The 18,488-nt window shown below is 44.0% G+C and carries 20 protein-coding genes and 1 tRNA gene; 6 read left to right on the top strand and 15 right to left on the bottom strand.

From position 1 onward, the window contains the following. Positions 1-37: 37 nt before the first annotated feature. On the bottom strand, positions 38-2,893 hold the full coding sequence (locus CL55_RS04870; protein ID WP_046330101.1) for a 2-oxoglutarate dehydrogenase E1 component: 2,856 nt from the start codon (positions 2,891-2,893) through the stop codon (positions 38-40). 298 nt (positions 2,894-3,191) lie between these two features. Here CL55_RS04870 and CL55_RS04865 point away from each other — a divergent pair, with 298 nt between their 5' ends. After that, entirely contained in the window at positions 3,192-3,833 is a 642-nt protein-coding gene (locus CL55_RS04865; RefSeq protein WP_046330100.1) for an excisionase family DNA-binding protein, read from the top strand. Between the two features lie 148 nt (positions 3,834-3,981). Here the strand turns inward: CL55_RS04865 and CL55_RS04860 are convergent, their stop codons facing one another. Both CL55_RS04860 and CL55_RS04855 read right to left on the bottom strand, forming a co-directional pair. Continuing rightward, positions 3,982-4,266: an H-NS histone family protein gene (locus CL55_RS04860; protein WP_046330099.1), complete on the bottom strand. Its 285-nt coding sequence runs from the start codon at positions 4,264-4,266 to the stop codon at positions 3,982-3,984. Positions 4,267-4,479: 213 nt separating this feature from the next. Continuing rightward, positions 4,480-4,881, bottom strand: a complete 402-nt coding sequence (locus CL55_RS04855) for a PaaI family thioesterase (RefSeq protein WP_046331166.1) — start codon at positions 4,879-4,881, stop codon at positions 4,480-4,482. 131 nt (positions 4,882-5,012) lie between these two features. Between CL55_RS04855 and CL55_RS04850 the strand changes: the two genes are divergently transcribed. Together CL55_RS04850 and CL55_RS04845 are read left to right on the top strand one after the other, a co-directional pair. Beyond that, positions 5,013-6,209 carry a site-specific integrase gene (locus CL55_RS04850; protein WP_335337482.1) on the top strand — a complete coding sequence of 399 codons (1,197 nt, stop codon included), beginning with the start codon at positions 5,013-5,015 and terminating at the stop codon, positions 6,207-6,209. After that, positions 6,206-6,505, top strand: a complete 300-nt coding sequence (locus CL55_RS04845; protein WP_046330097.1) for a hypothetical protein — start codon at positions 6,206-6,208, stop codon at positions 6,503-6,505. The genes CL55_RS04850 and CL55_RS04845 overlap by 4 nt, the downstream gene beginning before the upstream one ends. On the opposite strand, the gene CL55_RS04840 is transcribed toward CL55_RS04845, so the two are convergent. Next, positions 6,506-6,796: a hypothetical protein gene (locus tag CL55_RS04840; RefSeq protein ID WP_046330096.1), complete on the bottom strand. Its 291-nt coding sequence runs from the start codon at positions 6,794-6,796 to the stop codon at positions 6,506-6,508. A gap of 255 nt (positions 6,797-7,051) precedes the next feature. Here CL55_RS04840 and CL55_RS04835 point away from each other — a divergent pair, with 255 nt between their 5' ends. From CL55_RS04835 to CL55_RS04825, 3 genes are all read left to right on the top strand, one after another. Then, positions 7,052-7,645 carry a recombinase family protein gene (locus CL55_RS04835; protein ID WP_046330095.1) on the top strand — a complete coding sequence of 198 codons (594 nt, stop codon included), beginning with the start codon at positions 7,052-7,054 and terminating at the stop codon, positions 7,643-7,645. A 296-nt stretch (positions 7,646-7,941) separates the two neighbouring features. After that, the gene (locus CL55_RS04830) at positions 7,942-8,214 is read left to right on the top strand and encodes a hypothetical protein (protein WP_046330094.1); all 273 of its coding nucleotides are present in this window, start codon (positions 7,942-7,944) and stop codon (positions 8,212-8,214) included. A 40-nt stretch (positions 8,215-8,254) separates the two neighbouring features. Next, positions 8,255-9,100: a ParB N-terminal domain-containing protein gene (locus CL55_RS04825; RefSeq protein ID WP_046330093.1), complete on the top strand. Its 846-nt coding sequence runs from the start codon at positions 8,255-8,257 to the stop codon at positions 9,098-9,100. Between the two features lie 217 nt (positions 9,101-9,317). Here CL55_RS04825 and CL55_RS04820 read toward each other — a convergent pair whose 3' ends face one another. The 11 genes from CL55_RS04820 to CL55_RS04770 all read right to left on the bottom strand — a co-directional run bounded on the left by CL55_RS04820 (position 9,318) and on the right by CL55_RS04770 (position 18,465). Next, positions 9,318-9,686, bottom strand: coding sequence for a hypothetical protein (locus tag CL55_RS04820; protein ID WP_046330092.1), 369 nt, complete (start codon positions 9,684-9,686; stop codon positions 9,318-9,320). Between the two features lie 15 nt (positions 9,687-9,701). Beyond that, a complete protein-coding gene (locus tag CL55_RS04815) occupies positions 9,702-12,824 on the bottom strand; it encodes an efflux RND transporter permease subunit (protein ID WP_046330091.1) in 3,123 nt (1,040 codons plus the stop codon). Between the two features lie 10 nt (positions 12,825-12,834). Then, entirely contained in the window at positions 12,835-13,875 is a 1,041-nt protein-coding gene (locus CL55_RS04810) for an efflux RND transporter periplasmic adaptor subunit (RefSeq protein ID WP_046330090.1), read from the bottom strand. Then, entirely contained in the window at positions 13,872-14,450 is a 579-nt protein-coding gene (locus tag CL55_RS04805; protein WP_052728769.1) for a hypothetical protein, read from the bottom strand. The genes CL55_RS04810 and CL55_RS04805 overlap by 4 nt, the downstream gene beginning before the upstream one ends. 13 nt (positions 14,451-14,463) lie before the next feature. After that, positions 14,464-15,747, bottom strand: coding sequence for a TolC family protein (locus CL55_RS04800; protein ID WP_052728768.1), 1,284 nt, complete (start codon positions 15,745-15,747; stop codon positions 14,464-14,466). A gap of 70 nt (positions 15,748-15,817) precedes the next feature. Next, on the bottom strand, positions 15,818-16,153 hold the full coding sequence (locus CL55_RS10465; RefSeq protein WP_052728767.1) for a hypothetical protein: 336 nt from the start codon (positions 16,151-16,153) through the stop codon (positions 15,818-15,820). A 212-nt stretch (positions 16,154-16,365) separates the two neighbouring features. Then, positions 16,366-16,701: a YnfA family protein gene (locus tag CL55_RS04790; RefSeq protein WP_046330089.1), complete on the bottom strand. Its 336-nt coding sequence runs from the start codon at positions 16,699-16,701 to the stop codon at positions 16,366-16,368. A 17-nt stretch (positions 16,702-16,718) separates the two neighbouring features. Continuing rightward, positions 16,719-17,546, bottom strand: a complete 828-nt coding sequence (locus CL55_RS04785; protein WP_052728766.1) for a cation efflux transmembrane domain-containing protein — start codon at positions 17,544-17,546, stop codon at positions 16,719-16,721. Between the two features lie 165 nt (positions 17,547-17,711). Continuing rightward, a tRNA-Pro gene (locus CL55_RS04780) sits at positions 17,712-17,788 on the bottom strand. 25 nt (positions 17,789-17,813) lie between these two features. Further along, positions 17,814-18,164 (bottom strand): MerR family transcriptional regulator, encoded by a 351-nt coding sequence (locus tag CL55_RS04775; protein ID WP_046330088.1) that lies wholly within the window; start codon positions 18,162-18,164, stop codon positions 17,814-17,816. Continuing rightward, a complete protein-coding gene (locus tag CL55_RS04770) occupies positions 18,142-18,465 on the bottom strand; it encodes an integration host factor subunit alpha (RefSeq protein WP_046330087.1) in 324 nt (107 codons plus the stop codon). Before CL55_RS04770 ends, CL55_RS04775 begins: the two co-directional genes overlap by 23 nt. Between the last annotated feature and the right edge of the window lie 23 nt (positions 18,466-18,488).

Below are 18,488 nucleotides of genomic sequence, written 5' to 3'. Positions count from 1 at the left end.
ATCCTATTTAGTATTTATATATGAGTGAGGTCTACGATTACTTCGTAATGACATAACCCTTAAGTTTTGCGAATGCTGCAGTAAGAAGAGACTTCTGTTGTTCTTGATGGAGATGTGCGTAGCCACAAGCTGGTGAAGCAGAAGCTGGACGACCTGCATAGGCTAATTTCATGCCTTCAGACATATTCTCCAAAATATTGTGCTGAACAAAGAACCAAGCGCCTTGGTTTTGTGGCTCATCTTGACACCACACTACCTCCTCCAGATTTGGATACTTCTTCAACTCAGCAGTCAATGCCTTATGAGGGAATGGATAGAGTTGCTCCAAACGAATAATTGCCACATCCTCTAGTTTTTTATCGGTACGTGCTTTGGCCAAATCGTAATAGACCTTACCGGAACACATAATTAATCGAGTGACCTTTTTGCCATCGATACTCTCATCGCGCTCCGGAAGAATGGTATGAAACCCACCCTTGGTAAACTCAGTCAATGGCGAAGCAGCCTCTTTGTTACGCAGTAAAGATTTTGGTGTCATCAAGATCAGCGGCTTGCGGAACTGACGAATCATTTGACGACGCAATACATGGAAGATCTGCGATGCGGTTGTTGGCTGAATCACTTGCATATTAGTGTCAGCGCATAACTGCATAAAGCGCTCTAATCGTGCAGATGAGTGTTCTGGCCCTTGACCCTCATAGCCGTGAGGCAACATCATGACCAAGCCGTTAGCACGACCCCACTTCACTTCTCCCGAAGCAATAAATTGATCGATCACTACTTGAGCGCCGTTCGCGAAGTCGCCGAACTGGGCCTCCCAAATAGTCAGAGTATTTGGTTCTGCAGCAGCATAACCATACTCAAAACCAAGTACCGCCTCTTCAGAGAGGATGGAATCAATTACTAAAAAAGGAGCTTGATCTTTAGCAATATGACGCAGGGGAATATAGACTCCGGTATCCCATTTTTCACGGTTTTGATTATGCAAAACTGCATGGCGATGGGTAAAGGTGCCGCGACCACTGTCCTCGCCGGATAAGCGAACTGGATAGCCACTAGCTACTAGGGATGCGAAAGCCATATGCTCACCCATACCCCAGTCAATATTAGTTTCGCCGCGGCCCATAGCAGCACGATCTTTTAAGACCTTTTCGACCAAAGGATGAACCTTAAATCCTTCTCGAGCGGTAGAGACTCGTTCTGCGAGCCGTTTCCACTCAGTCAATGGGATCGCAGTGTCAGCCTCATCGGTCCAACGCTTATTGAGAAATGGAGACCAATCAACTGCAAACTTACCTTTGAAATTACTGAGCACAGGGTCTGAAGTCTGCTTACCCGCATCCATGGCCGCACGATACTCTTTCACCATCAATTCACCGGTGCCGGCAGGCAAAACACCTTGAGCCTCTAATTTATCCGCATATAACTTGCGTGTACCTGGATGAGTCGCGATGATTTTGTACATCAATGGCTGCGTCATTGCTGGAGTGTCTTGCTCGTTATGACCCAGCTTTCTGAAGCAAACAATATCAATTGCAACATCTTTGTGGAACTGTGTACGGAACTCAACAGCCAGCTTGGTAGCCAAAACAACCGCTTCAGGATCATCACCGTTCACATGCAATACAGGTGCATCAATCACCTTCATGATGTCTGTGCAATACAAACTTGAGCGCAGGTCACGAGGATCGGAGGTTGTGAAACCAATCTGATTATTAATGACGATGTGAATCGTGCCGCCAGTGTAGTAGCCGCGCACCTCAGCCATTGCTAAGGTTTCTTGCATCACGCCTTGACCAGCAATAGCCGCATCTCCATGCACTAATACTGGTAATACTTGCTCACCCAACATATCTCCACGACGCTCCATACGAGCACGTACAGAACCCTCTACTACCGGATTTACGATCTCTAAATGGGAAGGATTAAATGCCAGCGATAAATGGACAGGTCCTGCCGGAGTAGAAATATCGCTCGAGAATCCCTGGTGGTACTTCACGTCACCTGCAGGCAATGTTTCTGGGCCCTTATGCTCAAACTCAGCAAAAAGGTCTGAAGGCATTTTTCCTAAAACATTCACCAGCACGTTCAGTCGGCCGCGATGGGCCATACCGATCACAATCTCTTGGACACCCTTAGCGCCAGATTCACGAATCAACTCGTCCATACAAGCGATAAAACTCTCACCACCTTCGAGAGAGAATCGCTTTTGACCCACATACTTAGCTTGAAGATAGCGCTCCAAACCTTCTGCTGAAGTAACGCGATCCAAAATATGGCGCTTCTCATCCATATTAAATCTCGGAGTTGAGCGAATCGACTCTAATTTTTCTTGCCACCATTTTTTAATGGTCTGGTCAGCAATAAACATGTACTCAGCACCTAAGGTGCCACAGTAAGTTTGACGCAATGCTTGCAAAAGATCACGCAAGGTCATTTCATTGCGACCAAAGAAGGTATTACTAGTATTGAAGACGATATCCATATCGCCGTCTGTAAAGCCATAAAAAGCTGGATCTAACTCCGGAATATCCTTGCGCTCAGTTCGCTTCAAAGGATCGATATCGGCCCAGCGGTTACCTACGTTACGATATGCGGCGATTAACTGCTGGACGGCAACGCGTTTGCGCCCCATCTCAGAGTCAGCCGAATCAGAAACTGTTCTGATGGGACCTTGCTTGGCCCGCTCAGCAAATGAAGCAACAATAGGTCCATGGGCCACGTCAGTTCTGGAAGAACCATCTACCGCTGGGACCTGCTTCACATTATCAAAATAATCTCGCCAATGATCAGCTACAGAGCCTGGATCATGCAAATAGGATTCGTAGAGTTCTTCTACGTAAGGGGCGTTTCCACCGAAGAGATAGGAGCTATCTCTTTGATCTTGCATCATGATGCTCACCTTTCATCGGGTTTCCCGAATAAAAACTGTGGTTAAAACCATTCGCTCTGCGGCTAAACCGCTTTACGAACTGATCTGTGCGAATACTCTTACAACCATACTAATTTAACACGACTACCCATTGATTCATAAAGGGCTTTCCCTGATTTGAGGACTTTTAGAGCTGCTACCCCCTTTTAGGACTTGAATAAGAATTTTCCTACTCTGATTTAAACCATGCCCGACAGATTCCCTCAGACTTGATTCGTATTCTCTAAATCTCCAAATAAATTAATGAGATTAGGGAAATATGAAAGCGATTACCCCAGAATTGGAATATCTAAGCACCCGTCAAAGCGCAAAAGTGCTGCAGGTATCACTTGGCACCGTCCAGAAAATGGTTGAATTAGGTGAATTAATCGCCTGGAAGACGCGTGGAGGTCATAGGCGTATCTTGGCAAGCTCCTTAGACCAACAGCTAGCGCGTCGCAAAAGGGCGATGCGGCAGAAAACTACCCAAAACTGTATTGCCATGGGGATATTCAGAAGAGTCGAAAATAGCCACGAGTTAATCGAATCTATTCAATGCTGGCAGTTAAAGGTAGATATGGAGGTATCTGTTGATAGCCTTGAGGGTCTGATGAAGGCAGTTTCAATCGCCCCCGACCTCATATTTCTAGATGCCCTGATTCCACCAGTTGAGCAGGTACATCTCATCCATTATTTGAGCAAAAACAAGGACACACAGCGTATTCCTATTTTGGTAGATGAAGGATTTATTCGCCTTCATCCTGGGGTTATAGGCCTAGCTGATGAAAATACCGTTGGTGTAAAGTCGCGCTACCCTGAAGTTCTTCAGGAGGAGCTTGAAAATGGCCTAATTGATCAAAATCCACTGATTATTGGCTATCCAGCTACCAACCCAGAGCTTGAAAATACTATGGGGATATAAAAATCGCCATGAACTCTTAGAGCCTATATTTATTCAGGCGCTCAATAGAAAGTGCGCCTAAGCTAAGACCTTACTTCATAAAACACAAAAGCCGCTCAATCTTGCAATGAGCGGCTTTTTTAATAATAAATCTATTTAAATCAATAATTTAGATCAAGAAGTTACTACGATCTCTGCCTTCAATCCATTTAGGCGCCTTGCCGCGGCCAGTCCAAGTATCGCCATTAGAGGGATTGCGATACTTAGGGGCAACCTTACTACCTGAACTACGGACGCCAGCCTTACGACTAAATAAATCTGATGCTGTTAAATCATATTGTTCAATGATGAGCTTGGCTTTGGCAATGCCGTCGGCCTTTTCACGTAAAACTGCTTCTTTAATTTGTTTATCTAACTGTTCGCGCTGAGCTAAAAGGTCTTTATAAGATGACATTAAGTAATTCTCCGAATATTAATTACGAGATAATCAAGAGATAGTTATCTCTAAGATTAGCATTATACGCTTAATTAATGGCAGAAAGATTTAAGTAAATAAACCATAAAACCTATATAGGTTAGTAATTTCAGTAATAATGTTGTAAATATATATACAACTAATGTTGGAATATCATTATAAATATTATATTTATAATGATTATTCAAAAAATTACCTTCTCAGCATAAATGTACCGCTAGATTTAGCAGTTACTTCACCGGCCTCGTTTAATACTATGGCCTCGCAATAATGAATCGTTTTGCCAAACTTCAGAACGCTACCCTCCACCACAATCTTGCCAATGCTTGGACGCAGGAAGCTGACATTCATATCAATTGTCATAGCGCCAAGTTGCTGGTTGACAGTGCTGCGAGCTGCCGCCCCCATTGCAAAATCCAACAGGGTCATCACAACACCACCATGAGCAATCTGAAAGCTATTCTCAAATTCTGGCTGGATGACTAAGCTAATACGGGATTTACCGCCTTCGGCATACTCAGGAACAACCCCCAGGTGAGCTAAAAATGGGATGGTCAATCCAAAATACGTAGTGTTGTTTGAGTTTGATGTCATGGGAAGTAAATGGGAAATTGAATGGTCGGGGCGAGAGGATTTGAACATTATGCCACCCCTCTCAAAGCCTTATTCCATATAGATTATAAAATTCTTGTGTGTTAACATTTATCTAAATTGTGTTAACAGTCATGAAACCCAACTATCTATTCCAACCTAGACCCGATGGGACATTTTACGCCCGTGTTCGTGTACCTACGAAACTCGCGCCCTATGTTCGCAAGGAGATGATTGTTCGCTCATTGAAGACGAAAGATCTTCAAGTAGCCAAGAGAAGACTTCACGAAGTAGTAAACGAGATCTTTAAAGAGTTCGAGAAGTTCAACTCACGGGACTACGTTGCTAGTTTGATTCTTGATATCAAACACCACACTAAAGATGATGAGACGGATGAGAGAGCTTGGGAGATTGCAAAGAACCTCTCAGAGAAATTAGACAAGATCACCTCTCAAAGATTGCTTGGAGAACTAGACGGAAGAGTCTCCCTTCACACACTTGCAGAACAACAAATTAAGCGATGGATTGCAGAGAAAAAGTACCCCAAAAAGTCTGACCAAAAGAACGCTGAGGGAAGACTAAAAGAAGCCGTAAGGGAGTTCTCATTACATAGTGGCTTGGTCTTCATTGATACAGTAAAAACAAAGCATTTAGCCTCTTGGGTGGATCATATGACCACCGATGGGAAGCTTTCAGCCAAGACCGCAAACAATAAACTCTCTCAGATATCACTACTATTTAAGTCGGGAATTAGGTCTGGAATCGTTGATAGGAACTACGCTGAGGGTGCTGGAGCTAGAGGCAAATCAGGTAGTGGAGCTATAGCCCACACCGATGAGGAACTTAAAGCCCTCTTTAATCACCCCGACCTATTCCCCGATACAAGGGATTGCGTAACAGTAGCCCTCCTCCTTGGCCTTCGCATAAGTGAAGTATTCAAGATAGAGCCTAAAGATGCTGGCTCAGTATTCGTCAGAGGCACTAAGAACGGGGCTTCGTCAGCCTACCTCCCTGTGATCCCTGAGGTAAACACCTTACTGAAACGAATTCCATTCGAGAACAAGGGGCTCTTCAGAAGAGTTCAGAGGAACTTCAATGGCCTAGCAAGTGATCTGAAGTACGGCTCGACCCACGCTCTACGTAAGAGATACGCTCAGGAGCTTGAAGCTATTGGGTGTGAGCCATTGAACATCATGCGACTAATGAGACATACCACCGGAAAGATTACCTTTGACACCTACTCTAAGGCTGAGATGGACACTCTTAGACCTTGGAACGCAAAGGCAGCCAAGAAGTTTCTTAAGGTCATCAATGGGAATAAAAAGATATGAAAAAGTTCCTCATCACCCTAGCAATCATCTCCACCCCAGCACTTGCACAAACTACCTATTACAGGGATATCCATGGTCATGTGGTGGGATCAGCTAAAACTGTGGGAGACACGACCTACTACAGAGACATAACGAATACTGTAGTCGGAACAGAAAAGAGAATCGGTGATATCTCCTTCTATGGAGATATTAGAAACAAGACTATTGGCACCGGAACAACTCAGTATCAACAAGGATCAGACGGGTCTCAGCAATACGCTCCTACTAACCCCTACTACCAACCAAACGGCAGATAGTTACTCCTCATCAATAGGCACTCGGGTGTAGATATCCTGAGTGTCAGACAAGCTCTTACCAACTGGGGCTACTGGCCTTGATGGTCTCACCCTCCTCAGATTCTCCTCATCTTCTACAGACCTAGCGAACTCTATCGCTTGCTCCTCTTCCTCACGCTTACGTACTTCTAGCATTGACGCTGGGAAGACTTGCCCGTCTTTCTTAAGTTTCTCTAGCTGAAACTGTTTAAAGGTTTGCCCATAGACCTTCCCTGAGAATTCAGCATTGGAGTCTGGGGTCTTCTTGGTCATTCTTTAAGTTTAACTAGGGGGTGGAAATAATTTAGAGAAAAAATCTGAAAAGGTATCTGAACTCTTATCCGTTTCGCAACACCCCCCCACGCACCAAGCTATAGATATCCTTTTCCCTAACCATGTGGTCTCTGTGGCTAGCTCAAAAGGTGTAGCTTATGAGCCTACCTAATATCTAGCTCATTACATAGCCTTGACGGACTTATTATCCTAGCTCATAATTTTTACTATCTTATGAACCAACTAGGAGTAGTCATGAAAAAAGTAGCTTATTTCAGAGTCAGCACTACAGATCAATCTATAGAGTCCCAGAGAGATGCGCTACTTAAAGCTATTGGCTTGACTGAGTTTAATAAGGAGTATTTAGACAAGGTATCAGGAGCTACTGAAGCTATGAAGCGAGAAGGCTTTAAAACCATGGTGGAGCATTGCCTTAGCAAAGGAGATACGCTCTACCTCTACTCCATTGATCGTATTGGTAGGGATGCTATAGACATTCAGACGACCATTAGGGATCTTCTCCAAGCTGGAATCAATGTTCATGTAGTGGGACTCGGTGAACTTAATGGTGAGGTAGGAGCAATCGTTACTGGGGTGCTAGCTCACATCGCCCAACTAGAGCGAACCAAGATCAACGAAAGAACTGGGGCTGGAAGAGATTTAGCTAAGAGTACCTTCAGGGCCACCGGAAAGACCCACAACGGCAAACTATCCCTAGGTAGGCCCAAGAAGATCGACTGTGGCGATGTAATCAAGTGGCGAAGAACCAATAAGGCTTCCATTGCCGATACGGCTAAACACTTTGGAATCAGTGCAGCTAGTGTCAAAAGGTGTGCAACACTTTCCTAAGGTTAGCTAACTATTACACAATTGGTAGAGGAGCTCGTTATTTAACAGTTGCACAATTGGTGGAATAAGCCGATTTTTTGACTATTGCACAATTGGATGAGTAAGCCAATATTTTGAAGGTTGCCCATTTAGAGGGGCACACCTAATTTGACTATTGCCCACTTGGTGGAGCAAACCATCTTCACGGGGTGTTTTTCTTGGGTTACCGCTCCCCCACCCTAAAAAAACAACCCAAAAGGTTTGAACGTCCGTTCCTTCCTATCTATCTTTTTCCCAACTTACTCGGAGGTTATCCCATGGATAAACCAAGGCGAGCTATTGCCTCGCAATGTAACAACGCTTTCTCGTTAGGGCTAGACCAAAAGACCTTCAATGATCTTAAGAAACTTCAAGAAGACCCTGTGTTTATCTTGAAGAATAAGCGTGTCCCCTCTAGGACTTTAGTTACTAGAGCTGCGATTCAGTTTTATGCCAGTGCAGTAAACCAAGCCAAAGAACTCAATAAGACTGAGTGGATTCACTCTCAGAATCTACACATGGAACACCTAGCCAAGCTAGGAACCAAGTAATACCCACAGTAGTAAAACTCTAAAATAAGGAAACAATCTCGTGTCTGAAACTAGGACCTATGAGCAAGGTCGCAAACTACTCATTAAAGAATTTGAATTAAACAGCAAGCCACCGGAAGAAGATCCGCAGTCTATCCACTTGGAAGCCATTCACATGGCTCACTCTGTATTCCAACCAAGGCAATTCCAGGATGGAACTATGGCAACCTCTGAGGATCACACTCAAGGTTTGATGGAAGCCATTCAAGGTGAGGATAGTCACCTCCTAGATCCTATAGTGGTCTGGTGGTCTGGTAAACAATGGACTGTGATTGATGGTGCTCATAGGCTAATGGCTTATAGACGTATGAATAAGAAAAGGTTGCTTCATAACCCTATGATTCCTGTAGCTGTCTTTAAGGGAAACCTTCAAGCAGCTATTGCGGAGAGCCTTAAGCTCAACACCAAAGACAAGCTACCGATGACTAAAGACGATAAGGCGACTGGAGCATGGAGACTGACTGTTACCAGTAACTACACCAAGCCACAGATACAAAGTATATGTAAGGTGGGCACATCAACCATAGCGAGGATGCGAGAAGTTTTAACCCTCATCAAGGAGAAGCACCCTGAGGATTTCCTTGAGGTGGCCTTAGATTTGAGCTGGAAGGATGCTAGGAACTTTGGAGCTAAAGAGATTGTCAGAGATGACACATGGGAAGAAAAACAAGCCAGAATATGGTCTGATAGATTAGCTAAGGCATATGGAACGAAAGCCTCAAGACAGCCAGCAATCTTCGCTAGGGCGCTTGAGCTTTATTCCTCAAGATTTCCGAAGGAACTCCTCGGGAATTGGCATGACGATGTTCAGGCCTACATTGAGGAATACGTTGAGCCTGAGTTCTAGATCCACCCGAGACGTACCTTCCCTATACATACCTTTTGGTACGGTAAACGTACCAATGGTATGGCTAGCGTACCACTTGCTAGCATTTGGATAAACAACTCAATGTCAGCTAACGACCCAAAGCAGACTTTGGCGGAACATGGCTCCACTAATCAACGATAGCAATCCGATCACTTCACGAAGGCCCAATTTATAGGCTAGATTGAGGTGATTTAACTTATAAATTAAACCTTGCTGTAATCACTTTCGATTTTATCTTGATAACTGCTATGGCTTTAGCCCCTTTAGGAATAGCAAAACTTCCTTTCAGTTCGAATCTCCCTCCATTAGGCAGTAGTTCATAGTCTTTTTTGTCAGATCCAATTAAGACTGTCAGCTGTGCGGTTCCACCGTCTATAGGTATCGGTTTACCGTGGTCCGTCAAATACAGCGATAGGCTATCAGGCTTTGCAACCAATTCAACATCAATGTCCTTAGCCTCTACTATGACACCGCCATGCATTGGCTTTAAATCATGGCCGGCTCCAGCATGGGCTGGACCAATAAAACTGATTAGCAAGGTTGCAATCACCATCATTGATTTCATATAAACCCCTTTAAATTAAAATACTTCGTTAGATTTCATATTGCTCAAGGCTATTTCGGATGCCTTTTTCCCATAAAGCCAAAACATAACTGGAGTTAAAAACGTATCTAATAAGGTAGAGCTGATGAGCCCGGAGAAAATAACGACTGCTACTGGATGCAATATCTCTGTACCAGGACGCTCTGCTTCAAATAACAATGGTGCCAAGGCAAAAGCTGTGACCAAAGCTGTCATTAGTACAGGACTTAAGCGCTCAATTGATCCGCGAATAATCATTGCCAGACTAAACGATTCACCTTCTGACTGCATCAAATTCAGGTAATGGCTAATTTTTAAGATTCCGTTACGTACAGATATTCCTGCTAGCGTGATAAATCCTATTAATGCAGCAATCGAGAGTGGCTGGCCTGAAATCCACAAACCAATCACTGCTCCGACCATAGCCAATGGAATGTTAGACATAATCATTAAAGATAAGCGCATGGACTTATAGCGATTATTTAAAACTGCAAACATCAAAAGAAATGAGCCAATTGATAGCAAACCAATTACTTTAGATGCCTCTTCTTGCGCTTTAAATTGGCCATCTAGAGTAATGAAGTACCCTTCTGGAAGAGTCTGATTAGAAATAACAGCTCTAATGTCAGCCACGATATCCGACAGGGCACGCTTGGAGGCATTAGCCGATAAGACAATTCTTCGCTTACCGCCGTCTCTGCTAATTTGATTTGGGCCATCCCCATCCTCAATGCTAGCAATTTTTGAGAGTGGAATTTTTCCATTTGGCGTATCAATCAAGATATCAGCAAGACCTTCTAAATTTCTTGCTGAGTCTGGTAACTTGATCACTAAGGCAAACCGTCGATTACCCTCAATAATTTGCGAGAGTCTCTCCCCTTCAACCATGCCCTGCAAGGTGGCCATAATCTGAGATGTTGAAACCCCGTATTGCGCTGCTTTATCGTAATCAATTCGGACCTTAATTTGTGGTGCTAAAACCTGCTTTTCAATTTCCAAATCAACTAAGCCTTCAATGCCCGCTAATTTGGATCTCAAAAGATCGGCTTGGCTACGCAGCACGTCTAAATCATCTCCAAAAATCTTAATCGCAATTTGCGACCGAACCCCGGAAAGCATGTGATCTATTCGATGTGAGATTGGCTGACCGATCGCAATTGCAGCGGGTAAGTTAACTAATCTTGACCTAATATCTGCCTGTATCTCAGCCATGGAGCGATCTAAATCTCCCGCAGGCTCTAAACCAACATCTAACTCACTTACATGTACACCTTCCGCATGCTCGTCCAATTCTGCGCGGCCACTCCTGCGTCCAACATAAGTCACTTCAGGAACCTGCCTGACTAACTTTTCTGCTTGGCTAGCTACGCCTGCCGACTCAGAGAGAGAGACACCAGGATTTAAACGCAGCCCGATCAGTAAAGTCCCTTCGTTAAAGGGCGGTAAAAATGAGCTCGCCATAAAGGGAACACTGGCAGCAGCGACTATGACGGATGCAAAAGCATACATCAGAGGCTTTTTAGGCGCCGCTAACAACCTTGATAACTGAACCTCATAATGGCTTTTAAGCCAAGTGACAATCTTTGTATCGTGATCCCTCAGGGACTGCATTGAGGGCAGCAGATAAAAGCAGAGTACTGGCGTGATAGTGACTGAAACTAAAAGTGATGCAAGAGTGGAGACTATAAAAGCAATACCCAAAGGCACAAATAGTCGCCCCTCTATACCTGGTAACGCAAATAATGGAATGAATACCAAAACGATGATGGCTGTAGCGTAGATAATGCCGGTCCTTACCTCAAGCGAGGCGGCTCTCACAATCGCTAGTGGACTTAATTGGTCTAAAGATGCTTTATCTAGATTTACTCTAAGGCGACGAATTACGTTTTCCACATCAACCACTGCATCATCAACAAGACCTCCGATTGCAATGGCTAAGCCTCCTAAGGTCATCGTATTAATTGATAAACCAAAGTACTTAAAAACCAAGGCAGTTAACAGAATTGAAACTGGAATTGCTGTTAATGAGATGAGAACTGGGCGAATTGTTCCTAAAAAGAAATACAGTACTACAGCAACAAAGATTGATGCGCCGATGAGCTTACCCTCTAAAGTGCTAATGGATGCATCAATAAAGCTCGCCTGCCTAAATGTTACTGTTGGGGCTTCCATGCCAGTTGGCAAGCCCTGCTTTAATTCTGCAATAGCTGATTCAATCTTTTTTGTTAGCACTACCGTATCTGCTGAAGGTTGTTTTTGTACACCTAGAATGACTGCTGGCCCACCTTCATAACCGGCATCACCTCGCTTAACTGCTGGTGCAAAAGTAATATCTGCAACTTGTCTTAAAAGTATTGTTTGTCCATTGCGGTTCGATACGGCAATGTTCTTTAAATCTTCAAGGCTGGAAGTTCGCCCTATATGACGAATGAGATACTCACGATTATTAGACTCAAGAAATCCACCAGACGTATTTGCAGAGTAGCCCCGCAATGCATCTTCAATCTGCAATATGCTAAGGCCTAGCTCCGCCATACGACGAGTATTAGGTTGTACTTGAAACTGCCTAACTTGCCCGCCAATAGGAATGACTTGCGCTACCCCGGGGATAGCCATCAATCTGGGTCGCAGAACCCAATCAGCATACTCGCGAACCTGCATGGATGAAATCTTAGATTCATCAATCGGAATGGCAATTTGCATGATCTCACCCATGATTGAACTAATGGGCCCCATACGCGAAACAATGCCATCCGGAATTGCTCCGTCCATAGATGAGAGTCTTTCTGAAACCATTTGTCTGGCGCGATAGATGTCTACAGACCAGTCAAAAGTAACGTATATGAAAGAAAGGCCAGCACTAGATACTGAGCGAATGGCTTCTACTCCTGGTAAACCATTCATAGCCGTTTCGAGTGGGAATGTAATGAGTTGTTCAACTTCTTCTGAAGCCATTCCGCCAGCCTCAGTCATGATGGTGACAGTAGGCTTATTCAGATCGGGAAAGACATCCACAGGCATCTTGCTTAAGGTGTACGCACCATAGACCATAGATATAGCACTAAGCAAAATCACCATCATGCGATTTTTTAAGCTGAAATCTAATAACCAAGTAAACATGTCTTAGTCCTTAACGAATTTGATTGATGAGTGATGCCCCATCAGTAATGACTCGTTCACTATCTTTAATACCGCTAGTAATAACAATGCTCTGACCATCTAAAGGCTCATATACAACTGTTCTGGGCTCAAATATTTCTGGGGACTTTTTAATCCAGACAATTGTTTGGTTCGAGCTGCTTTTGACTAATGATTTTGAAGGGGCCTTTACTCCAGTGACCTTGCTATCGGTATTTACGAATACTCGAATGGGTTGGCTTATCGGTAAAAATTGGAGATCGTCCGATTTAGCAGAAAAAGTAAGAGGTAAAGCTTGCTCTCTGAGGGTCTGTCCACCACCAAGATACTTGAGCTTAATCACTTTGCCATTGACATCCACTTTGCCATCAGCGATGTTCTTACTCAGATTTGAGTCGTAGGCAAGCGCTTCTATTAATAGCTTAGATGGATTAACGACCTCAAAGATTAAATCTCTTGCTTGCACTACTTGGCCAGATACGACACCCGTAGTAGAAATAATTCCGCTGACAGGGGCTCTTAATTCCTCGTTCGCGACGGCTGCTTCTGCCTCTTCAATAGTCTTACGTGGAACCGTATCGCTCAGATCTCGCAAACGCTTTAGTCGACTTTCCGCAAGTGATCTTGATTTTCCTGGGCCAGCCTCTGGCGTTACATACGCCAAGACATCGCCTTTACTAACCTTCTGTCCGGGCAATGGAAAACCAGCTGGTCCCGGCGTAATACGGCCCGCAACAATCGCCTGCACCTTACCGCCAAAATTAGGATCCATGATGACTTTTCCAGCTAAATCATAGGTTTTGGCATATTCGCCGAACTGGCCAGGAGTTGTCATCACTTGTAACTGGCGTTGCGCAGGCTTGGGAATAAAAAGACTGCCGTCCGACTGTCTTTTCGGGGCGTCGCCCTGAACTTGGGATGCTTCCGACTCGCCATGACCCGGCCCAGCATGAACCTTAAAAGCAAATAGCGCCACAGATAAACCAATAAGGATAAAGGGGCGAAATACAAAATCTCTATGTTTGCGACTCATACCCGCTCCTTGATTTGTTTGATTAATTTTTTTGTATGCGTCATCAACACCTCTTTCTTGTGATAAGAAAAATAGGCAATTGCCATTAAGAGGCTGAAATAAAGCAAGATCTTTATTGCTGATTTCCAAGTGATCAATGAGGAGCGCTCAAAGGAACTTAGATCGATAGTGGCTGCTAGTATGTCGGTAACATCATCATCATTAATCGTGATAGTGATCGCAGTAGGCTGATCTTTAATTTTATTTTTTAGGCGAAAGAGATACTCTCCATCGCCATGAGGCTCTGAACTAATTTTAGAGCCCTCAAGCTCAATTTCAACCTTAGCTCCTTTGACCAATTCATTGGAGGAGTAGCGATCTAGGTAGAGCGTGATTTCCTTACCATTGATCACTCCTACCGCCTCATAGAGATCAGATTCAGCATAAAAGCGAGGTAATGTTTGAGTTTGTGCAGTAGTGGGTTTTTCCTCCCCATGACCATGACCAGGCCCTGCATGAGCTGCCGATGCGATTGTCAGAGATAGCGCAATTAATAGTTTCGACGCCAACTGACTATATTTGTTCAATAAATTCATAGCTAAAGTGACCTTACTCTGGTAACAGGCCAAGGGCCTGTCGTAAATTTGAAACTGAAACTGCGTAATTGATTTTTGCAATCGCAGCCTGTCTATTTGCATCCACTGCTTCTAGCTCTATACGTAGTCTTGTGGGTAAATCGGTTTCACCAAAGCGGAATGATTTGTCAAAAAATTGACGTGTTTCATTGGCTAAGTTAGACCTCTTATCTGCGGCGCCAAGCTTCATTTGTGCTGACTTCACTAAAGCCACATTTGATTCCACATTACTTAATGCAGACTCTCGCTCATAGGACAATCGAACCTCTGAATCGACCATCTCAGCTGTAGCACTGGCTAATCTATTAGTATTGCGAGCATCAGAGCCAAAAGGAATTCTTAACCCAACAGCAACTGATTGCTGATAGGGAACGCCATAGACTTCACGGCCCTTAGTAGTCCATATTTGCAATTGTGGGGATGCCCGAGTTTGAGACTTTGCTAAGTCAAGCGCTTTTTTAGCAACCTCCAACTGATCTACAAGTGCTGCAACGATTGGCAAACTAGAATCTAGTCCTGACAGGTTTTCAGGAACCTTAGGTAGCGGTTCAATATTTTTAGCAATGTCACCGAATTGAATTTTCTTGAGATACTCACTTCCTAATAAAGTACGCACCCTTTGCTCAGCATTAATTACGTTGGCCTGCGCTTCGACCAAAAAAGCTTCTGATGATGCGAGGGCACCATTGGCCTGATGAAGATCAGCGCGAGATAAGTCTCCAGCCTTAAATCTCTTTTCAACATCAAGAGCTAAGCTCTTTGCATTCTCATTTCTGCGTAGCGCTAAATCAGACTCAATTTTTGATTTCTGGTAATTCCAATAGGCATCCCTTACTTCAGCTGCAATTCTCAATTGGGATAGATAGTATTGAGACAAAAGCTTTTTATATTCAGCATCCGCTAAATTAATTGAGCTTGACCGCTCATTCCATAACCACAGGGGGATATCTAAACCCAGTATGGTTTCACTAGCGCCTTGATTGCTGTTAGTTCTATCGGTCTTTTGCGACACTTCAACCGAAGCTGGGCTTACCAAAAGGCTGCTAGCAATTTTTTGCTTAGCAAGCGCGGCCTCTACTCGATACTGATAGGACTTGTAGTCAGGTTGGCGCTCCCATGAAGATTCATAGAAGGACTTTAAGGTCGATCCACCTTTGAGCTCGGCATTAGCCAGCGCTATTGGCGATCCCAATATAAATACCAATCCAGTAAATTGAATGACGCAGCGACGAACTACGCCCGAATACTCTCGCAACATAAAAACTCCATTTGTTTGTTCAAAACAGAGTTAGCGAGAGGAGAAGAATTAGGTTAAGGCTCTCGCTAACTTAGGCGAGAGCGAGCCAATTGGGTTTTTCGGGGCGGTGAGGAGAAATATCGACTAAAAACTCTAATCGAGCATCTTCATAATGAAAGATGGTAGAGGTAACTGAAATGCTAAAAGTGGAATGCAATGCTGGAGAATGCGCCAAATGACAGACTCCACAATCAGAATCGTAGCTTGCAGAATCGCTAGCTGAGGCAATACTGACTGGCTTCTCATGCTCGTGATGTGAAACATGAGAAGCTGCTGCCTGCTCTTCTTGGCAGTAAGCAGAAACCGTAGCATAGGATGTTTGTATCGATAAAGCTAGCAGGGCCAGAATTATCAGGATTTTTCTCATGTTTCTATTACAGCATATTTCTTAGTATTTTGCATTATGAGCTTTCTCACAAACGCTTAATGGATTAGCTTTGGATAAAGATGTTACCGACAGCTCATACCAGTAAAACACCTACACACAATTTTAGTGTTTCTTGATGTCCCTAGGCAGAATCGACCAAAGCTTAGGATGCCCGACTCTGTATCTAGACTGTGGTTTTAAACAACATGCCACTAGCTCCTACTAAATGGTTGAAAAGCGATAATTGCCATACCAATTAAGGCGACTATTGCCCCAACTACATCCCACCTTGTCAGTTCAATTCCTTCAACTAGTCTGAGCCATATCAGCGCAACGACGATATACATACCGCCATACGCCGCATAAGTTCTACCTGCGGCGGTAGGGTGAAGGGTTAGCAACCACGCAAATAATAGTAGAGATACTATCGCTGGCAAAAACAACCAAGCAGGCTTATCTTGTCTCAATACAAGCCATGGAAGATAACAACCAATAATCTCGGCTACAGCCGTAATAGCAAATAGTCCTGTGAGTTTTATAAATTCCAAATTACCCTCTTTTAGCTTTACTTCAAACGCAGTATACGAATAGCACCGCTTAATACTAAGAATCCGATAACTAGTCCAATGACCCAATCTGGATAGGGGCTATTGAGCCAAACCACCAATACACCAGCAACAATAACTCCTAGATTTGCCAAAACATCATTGGCGGAGAAGATATAACTGGCTCGCATATGAACGCCATCATTCTTGCGTTTAGATATTAGATATAGGCAGGTGACATTAACCGTCAAAGCAAGTAGCGAAATCCAAATCATGGCATTGGGTTCAGGCATTGTCCCAATGTAAATTTGATAACCCGTACGCCAAAAAGCAAGAGCAGTTAAAAGTAATTCAACCACACCAGCTAATTTAGCGGCTTTGAGCTTATGCTGTGCGGCTTTACCAACGGCATATAAAGCCACCACATAGACTGCGGCATCGGCAAACATATCCAAAGCATCAGCAATAAGCCCTGCCGATTGGGCAATCCAGCCCGCAATAATCTCAACAAAGAACATCAATCCGTTTAATGCCAAGAGCCAAATTAAGACTTTTCGCTCTTGAGCATCTTTGGCGGCATCCAATTGAATTGGCTTAATTTCAAAGTCTTCTAATACTTGGCTGCTTTCAATCTTTGCCCCAAAACCTAAGGGAACTAATTTATCGAGAACCACATTAGGCTCTTCGCTATGACAAATGATTAATTTTCGATTGGGAATATCAAAATCCATCGTGTGTATTGATAATGAGCCCAATGCCATGCGGATCATCTGCTCTTCCGATGGACAATCCATAGCAGGCACGATGAATATGGTTTTAGAGATTGAGGGATTGAGATGATTTGACATTAAATCAGTAATGTAGCGTAATTTTTGAGGATCATGAGGATAGACCGCTTTTGGCCGAAAGCAGTCATTCAGCACTGGTTTAGCGGGGAATTATTTGATTTTATGTTAACACCTATATTTGTGTTAACAGGGTGCATCGTAAGTCGTTGATTTTATTTGATAAAATGGTCGGGGCGAGAGGATTTGAACCTCCGACCACATGCACCCCATGCATGTACGCTACCAGGCTGCGCTACGCCCCGACGAGAAACAAAATTGTATCAGTTACTATTTGGAGAGAATTTGCAGGACAGCCTGCAACTCATCGCGCAAGCGAAGCTCACCACGAGCCTCATCAAGACGATTACGGGCGCCACTAATCGTGAAGCCCTCTTCATACAAAAGCGCCCTAATCTTGCGAATGAGGACGACTTCATGATGTTGATAGTAGCGGCGATTACCGCGACGCTTTTGAGGGCTTAATTGGGCAAATTCTTGCTCCCAATAGCGCAGTACATGAGAACGAACGCCGCAAAGCTCGGATACCTCACCAATAGTGAAATAACGCTTAGAAGGAATTGGGGGAAGCTGCGAACTCAGCAGCACCGACCCAGCGTCAAATGCTGTTTTCTCGAGCATGAGACTCAACTACGTCCTTGAGCTTTTGACTTGCATGAAATGTCACAACGCGGCGAGCGGCAATGGGAATCATTTGACCGGTTTTTGGATTGCGACCTGGGCGAGCAGATTTATTACGTAACTGGAAATTACCAAATCCAGAAATCTTTACCTCAACACCAGTCTCCAGAGACTTGCCAATACGATCAAAAAAGGCATCGATCATATCCTTAGCTTCACGCTTATTGAGGCCAACTTGATCAAAGAGGGCTTCCGAGAGCTCATTCTTGGTAACGGTATCGTTGCTAACTAAATCATTCATGGCGAAAGTCTCTTCTTACTAGA

This window comes from Polynucleobacter duraquae, assembly GCF_000973625.1.
GTDB classification, from domain to species: domain Bacteria; phylum Pseudomonadota; class Gammaproteobacteria; order Burkholderiales; family Burkholderiaceae; genus Polynucleobacter; species Polynucleobacter duraquae.
Note: the sequence above shows the minus strand (reverse complement) of the source record. Positions and strands in the feature narration are given on the sequence as shown.

Bases quoted from the DNA above. Each gene is read 5' to 3' on its own strand.
- CL55_RS04870 (WP_046330101.1), bottom strand. From the start codon at position 2,893: ATGATGCAAGATCAAAGAGATAGCTCCTATCTCTTCGGTGGAAACGCC.
- CL55_RS04865 (WP_046330100.1), top strand. From the start codon at position 3,192: ATGAAAGCGATTACCCCAGAATTGGAATATCTAAGCACCCGTCAAAGC.
- CL55_RS04860 (WP_046330099.1), bottom strand. From the start codon at position 4,266: ATGTCATCTTATAAAGACCTTTTAGCTCAGCGCGAACAGTTAGATAAA.
- CL55_RS04855 (WP_046331166.1), bottom strand. From the start codon at position 4,881: ATGACATCAAACTCAAACAACACTACGTATTTTGGATTGACCATCCCA.
- CL55_RS04850 (WP_335337482.1), top strand. From the start codon at position 5,013: ATGAAACCCAACTATCTATTCCAACCTAGACCCGATGGGACATTTTAC.
- CL55_RS04845 (WP_046330097.1), top strand. From the start codon at position 6,206: ATGAAAAAGTTCCTCATCACCCTAGCAATCATCTCCACCCCAGCACTT.
- CL55_RS04840 (WP_046330096.1), bottom strand. From the start codon at position 6,796: ATGACCAAGAAGACCCCAGACTCCAATGCTGAATTCTCAGGGAAGGTC.
- CL55_RS04835 (WP_046330095.1), top strand. From the start codon at position 7,052: ATGAAAAAAGTAGCTTATTTCAGAGTCAGCACTACAGATCAATCTATA.
- CL55_RS04830 (WP_046330094.1), top strand. From the start codon at position 7,942: ATGGATAAACCAAGGCGAGCTATTGCCTCGCAATGTAACAACGCTTTC.
- CL55_RS04820 (WP_046330092.1), bottom strand. From the start codon at position 9,686: ATGAAATCAATGATGGTGATTGCAACCTTGCTAATCAGTTTTATTGGT.
- CL55_RS04815 (WP_046330091.1), bottom strand. From the start codon at position 12,824: ATGTTTACTTGGTTATTAGATTTCAGCTTAAAAAATCGCATGATGGTG.
- CL55_RS04810 (WP_046330090.1), bottom strand. From the start codon at position 13,875: ATGAGTCGCAAACATAGAGATTTTGTATTTCGCCCCTTTATCCTTATT.
- CL55_RS04805 (WP_052728769.1), bottom strand. From the start codon at position 14,450: ATGAATTTATTGAACAAATATAGTCAGTTGGCGTCGAAACTATTAATT.
- CL55_RS04800 (WP_052728768.1), bottom strand. From the start codon at position 15,747: ATGTTGCGAGAGTATTCGGGCGTAGTTCGTCGCTGCGTCATTCAATTT.
- CL55_RS10465 (WP_052728767.1), bottom strand. From the start codon at position 16,153: ATGAGAAAAATCCTGATAATTCTGGCCCTGCTAGCTTTATCGATACAA.
- CL55_RS04785 (WP_052728766.1), bottom strand. From the start codon at position 17,546: ATGTCAAATCATCTCAATCCCTCAATCTCTAAAACCATATTCATCGTG.
- CL55_RS04775 (WP_046330088.1), bottom strand. From the start codon at position 18,164: ATGCTCGAGAAAACAGCATTTGACGCTGGGTCGGTGCTGCTGAGTTCG.
- CL55_RS04770 (WP_046330087.1), bottom strand. From the start codon at position 18,465: ATGAATGATTTAGTTAGCAACGATACCGTTACCAAGAATGAGCTCTCG.